This is a genomic window from Acinetobacter sp. GQ146, assembly GCF_059758585.1.
On the sequence record NZ_JCAXDV010000018.1, the window covers coordinates 1 to 5,544 of the forward strand.

Consider the following 5,544-nt stretch of genomic DNA (forward strand, 5'->3'; position numbering starts at 1 on the left):
AGATCATTAAGAGATTATGAAGAACAACTTGTGTGGATTTTTACTGATTGATTGATCGAATATATTTTCATTGATTGATGGTAGAAATTACTCGAAGTTTATTTGAGCAAATTTTTGTCAGTAATTGATGAGCCAAGATTGGTGCACTATATGCACTATTGATTTTAAACTGAAGAGTTTGATCATGGCTCAGATTGAACGCTGGCGGCAGGCTTAACACATGCAAGTCGAGCGGAGAGAAGTAGCTTGCTACTGATCTTAGCGGCGGACGGGTGAGTAATGCTTAGGAATCTGCCTATTAGTGGGGGACAACATCTCGAAAGGGATGCTAATACCGCATACGCCCTACGGGGGAAAGCAGGGGATCTTCGGACCTTGTGCTAATAGATGAGCCTAAGTCGGATTAGCTAGTTGGTGGGGTAAAGGCCTACCAAGGCGACGATCTGTAGCGGGTCTGAGAGGATGATCCGCCACACTGGGACTGAGACACGGCCCAGACTCCTACGGGAGGCAGCAGTGGGGAATATTGGACAATGGGCGCAAGCCTGATCCAGCCATGCCGCGTGTGTGAAGAAGGCCTTTTGGTTGTAAAGCACTTTAAGCGAGGAGGAGGCTACTCTAGTTAATACCTAGGGATAGTGGACGTTACTCGCAGAATAAGCACCGGCTAACTCTGTGCCAGCAGCCGCGGTAATACAGAGGGTGCGAGCGTTAATCGGATTTACTGGGCGTAAAGCGTGCGTAGGCGGCTGATTAAGTCGGATGTGAAATCCCTGAGCTTAACTTAGGAATTGCATTCGATACTGGTCAGCTAGAGTATGGGAGAGGATGGTAGAATTCCAGGTGTAGCGGTGAAATGCGTAGAGATCTGGAGGAATACCGATGGCGAAGGCAGCCATCTGGCCTAATACTGACGCTGAGGTACGAAAGCATGGGGAGCAAACAGGATTAGATACCCTGGTAGTCCATGCCGTAAACGATGTCTACTAGCCGTTGGGGCCTTTGAGGCTTTAGTGGCGCAGCTAACGCGATAAGTAGACCGCCTGGGGAGTACGGTCGCAAGACTAAAACTCAAATGAATTGACGGGGGCCCGCACAAGCGGTGGAGCATGTGGTTTAATTCGATGCAACGCGAAGAACCTTACCTGGTCTTGACATAGTAAGAACTTTCCAGAGATGGATTGGTGCCTTCGGGAACTTACATACAGGTGCTGCATGGCTGTCGTCAGCTCGTGTCGTGAGATGTTGGGTTAAGTCCCGCAACGAGCGCAACCCTTTTCCTTATTTGCCAGCACTTCGGGTGGGAACTTTAAGGATACTGCCAGTGACAAACTGGAGGAAGGCGGGGACGACGTCAAGTCATCATGGCCCTTACGACCAGGGCTACACACGTGCTACAATGGTCGGTACAAAGGGTTGCTACACAGCGATGTGATGCTAATCTCAAAAAGCCGATCGTAGTCCGGATTGGAGTCTGCAACTCGACTCCATGAAGTCGGAATCGCTAGTAATCGCGGATCAGAATGCCGCGGTGAATACGTTCCCGGGCCTTGTACACACCGCCCGTCACACCATGGGAGTTTGTTGCACCAGAAGTAGCTAGCCTAACTGCAAAGAGGGCGGTTACCACGGTGTGGCCGATGACTGGGGTGAAGTCGTAACAAGGTAGCCGTAGGGGAACCTGCGGCTGGATCACCTCCTTAACGAAAGATTGACGATTGGTAAGAATCCACAACAAGTTGTTCTTCATGACGATGTATCTGAGGGTCTGTAGCTCAGTTGGTTAGAGCACACGCTTGATAAGCGTGGGGTCACAAGTTCAAGTCTTGTCAGACCCACCAAATCTGATTGACTAAGCGATTAGTACAGAACACAGAGACATTGATCGAAATGATAAGCTGGGGACTTAGCTTAGTTGGTAGAGCGCCTGCTTTGCACGCAGGAGGTCAGGAGTTCGACTCTCCTAGTCTCCACCATCCATCACTATGTGATGAGCTAAGAAATAGGCAAACGAAGTTTTAGATTATAGAAATTAGTAAGAAGTTAGCGTAATATGCGCGTCTTGTTAACTTCTGTGATTTATCACAGTTGACTACGCTCCGACGAGGACGTAGTGAATCATTAACAGAATATATTTGAGTTGAAATAATTTGTTCATACTCGTTTTAGTTAACTTAACAAGCAATTGTTAACGTTGAGTGAAATGAGTTACTAGCGAAATTAACTGAATCAAGCGTTTTGGTATATGAATTTAGATTGAAGCTGTACGGTGCTTAAGTGCACAGTGCTCTAAACTGTAATGTTGATAATACTACTTGTAGGTATTAGCGACTGTTTGGGGTTGTATAGTCAAGTAATTAAGTGCATGTGGTGGATGCCTTGGCAGTCAGAGGCGATGAAAGACGTAATAGCCTGCGATAAGCTCCGGGGAGGCGGCAAATATCCTGTGATCCGGAGATTTCTGAATGGGGAAACCCACCTACTATAAGGTAGGTATTGCAACATGAATACATAGTGTTGCAAGGCGAACGAGGGGAAGTGAAACATCTCAGTACCCTTAGGAAAAGAAATCAATTGAGATTCCCTCAGTAGCGGCGAGCGAACGGGGAAAAGCCCATTAAGTCATATAAGTTTTAGTGGAATGCTCTGGGAAGTGCAACCATAGTGGGTGATAGTCCTGTACACGAAAGGGCTTATATGATGATGTCGAGTAGGGCGAGGCACGTGAAACCTTGTCTGAATATGGGGGGACCATCCTCCAAGGCTAAATACTCCTGACTGACCGATAGTGAACCAGTACCGTGAGGGAAAGGCGAAAAGAACCCCTGTGAGGGGAGTGAAATAGATCCTGAAACCGCATGCATACAAGCAGTGGGAGCCGACTTGTTCGGTGACTGCGTACCTTTTGTATAATGGGTCAGCGACTTACATTCAGTAGCGAGGTTAACCGTATAGGGGAGCCGTAGGGAAACCGAGTCTTAATAGGGCGTTTAGTTGCTGGGTGTAGACCCGAAACCAGGCGATCTATCCATGAGCAGGTTGAAGGTTGGGTAACACTAACTGGAGGACCGAACCCACTGTCGTTGAAAAGCCAGGGGATGACTTGTGGATAGGGGTGAAAGGCTAATCAAGCCTGGTGATAGCTGGTTCTCCCCGAAAGCTATTTAGGTAGCGCCTCGGACGAATACCATAGGGGGTAGAGCACTGTTTCGGCTAGGGGGTCATCCCGACTTACCAAACCGATGCAAACTCCGAATACCTATGAGTACTATCCGGGAGACAGACTGCGGGTGCTAACGTCCGTAGTCAAGAGGAAAACAATCCAGACCGCCAGCTAAGGCCCCAAAATCATAGTTAAGTGGGAAACGATGTGGGAAGGCATAGACAGCTAGGAGGTTGGCTTAGAAGCAGCCACCCTTTAAAGAAAGCGTAATAGCTCACTAGTCGAGTCGGCCTGCGCGGAAGATGTAACGGGGCTAAAACTATGTGCCGAAGCTGCGGATTTGACATTAGTCAAGTGGTAGGGGAGCGTTCTGTAAGCCGATGAAGGTGGATTGAGAAGTCTGCTGGAGGTATCAGAAGTGCGAATGCTGACGTGAGTAACGACAAAACGGGTGAAAAACCCGTTCGCTGAAAGACCAAGGGTTCCAGTCCAACGTTAATCGGGGCTGGGTGAGTCGACCCCTAAGGCGAGGCCGAGAGGCGTAGTCGATGGGAAATTGGTTAATATTCCAATACTTCTGTGTAATGCGATGAGAGGACGGAGAAGGTTAAGTCAGCCTGGCGTTGGTTGTCCAGGTGGAAGGTTGTAGGCATGTATCTTAGGCAAATCCGGGGTACTCTATGCTGAGAACTGATAGCAAGCTGTACTTGTACAGTGAAGTGGCTGATACCATGCTTCCAGGAAAAGTCTCTAAGCTTCAGTTACACAGGAATCGTACCCGAAACCGACACAGGTGGTCAGGTCGAGTAGACCAAAGCGCTTGAGAGAACTCTGCTGAAGGAACTAGGCAAAATGGTACCGTAACTTCGGGAGAAGGTACGCTGCTGACGGTGATGGGACTTGCTCCCTGAGCTATTGGCAGCCACAGAAACCAGGCCGCTGCAACTGTTTATTAAAAACATAGCACTCTGCAAACACGAAAGTGGACGTATAGGGTGTGATGCCTGCCCGGTGCTGGAAGGTTAATTGATGGGGTTAGCGTAAGCGAAGCTCTTGATCGAAGCCCCAGTAAACGGCGGCCGTAACTATAACGGTCCTAAGGTAGCGAAATTCCTTGTCGGGTAAGTTCCGACCTGCACGAATGGCATAATGATGGCGGCGCTGTCTCCAGCAGAGGCTCAGTGAAATCGAATTCGCCGTGAAGATGCGGTGTACCCGCGGCTAGACGGAAAGACCCCGTGAACCTTTACTGCAGCTTGACATTGAACTTTGACCTTACTTGTGTAGGATAGGTGGGAGGCTTTGAAGTTGGAACGCCAGTTCCAATGGAGCCGTCCTTGAAATACCACCCTGGTAATGTTGAGGTTCTAACTCTGTCCCGTTATCCGGGACGAGGACCATGTCTGGTGGGTAGTTTGACTGGGGCGGTCTCCTCCTAAAGAGTAACGGAGGAGTACGAAGGTGCGCTCAGCGTGGTCGGAAATCACGCGTAGAGTATAAAGGCAAAAGCGCGCTTAACTGCGAGACCCACAAGTCGAGCAGGTACGAAAGTAGGTCTTAGTGATCCGGTGGTTCTGTATGGAAGGGCCATCGCTCAACGGATAAAAGGTACTCTGGGGATAACAGGCTGATACCGCCCAAGAGTTCATATCGACGGCGGTGTTTGGCACCTCGATGTCGGCTCATCTCATCCTGGGGCTGAAGCAGGTCCCAAGGGTATGGCTGTTCGCCATTTAAAGAGGTACGCGAGCTGGGTTTAGAACGTCGTGAGACAGTTCGGTCCCTATCTACCGTGGGCGCTGGAAATTTGAGAGGATCTGCTCCTAGTACGAGAGGACCAGAGTGGACGAACCTCTGGTGTACCGGTTGTGACGCCAGTCGCATCGCCGGGTAGCTATGTTCGGAAGGGATAACCGCTGAAAGCATCTAAGCGGGAAGCCTACCTCAAGATAAGATTTCCCTAGGACTTTATGTCCTCTAAAGAGCCGTTGAAGACTACGACGTTGATAGGTTGGATGTGGAAGCATAGTGATATGTGAAGCTGACCAATACTAATTGCTCGTGAGGCTTGACTATACAACACCCAAGCAGTTGTATATAAAGCTTAAATCGATTCAAATCCAAACAATCAGTAATGATTGAACTTGATTTAGTTATAAAGCTAGATACAATACGAAACTCAAATATACCTGTTAATAACTCATTTGGAAAAAAACTTAGCAAACACGTAAGACTAAGCAAGTATCCATAAACAGTTGTGCTGGCGACAATAGCAAGAGTGAACCACCTGATCCCTTCCCGAACTCAGAAGTGAAACCTCTTAGCGCTGATGGTAGTGTGGGGTTACCCATGTGAGAGTAAGTCATCGCCAGCTCATTAAT

At 48.7% G+C, this 5,544-nt stretch carries 2 tRNA genes and 3 rRNA genes; all 5 read left to right on the forward strand.

The window, feature by feature from the left end:
• Positions 1–166: 166 nt before the first annotated feature.
• A 16S ribosomal RNA gene (locus AC6CHI_RS16025) occupies positions 167–1,703 on the forward strand.
• Between the two features lie 61 nt (positions 1,704–1,764).
• Positions 1,765–1,841 (forward strand) — tRNA-Ile (locus AC6CHI_RS16030).
• A gap of 59 nt (positions 1,842–1,900) precedes the next feature.
• Positions 1,901–1,976, forward strand: a tRNA-Ala gene (locus AC6CHI_RS16035).
• Positions 1,977–2,347: 371 nt separating this feature from the next.
• A 23S ribosomal RNA gene (locus AC6CHI_RS16040) occupies positions 2,348–5,239 on the forward strand.
• Positions 5,240–5,422: 183 nt separating this feature from the next.
• Positions 5,423–5,537: ribosomal RNA gene (gene rrf / locus AC6CHI_RS16045) — 5S ribosomal RNA — on the forward strand.
• The 16S, 23S and 5S rRNA genes sit together here with 2 tRNA genes alongside, the layout of an rRNA operon.
• Positions 5,538–5,544: the final 7 nt, after the last annotated feature.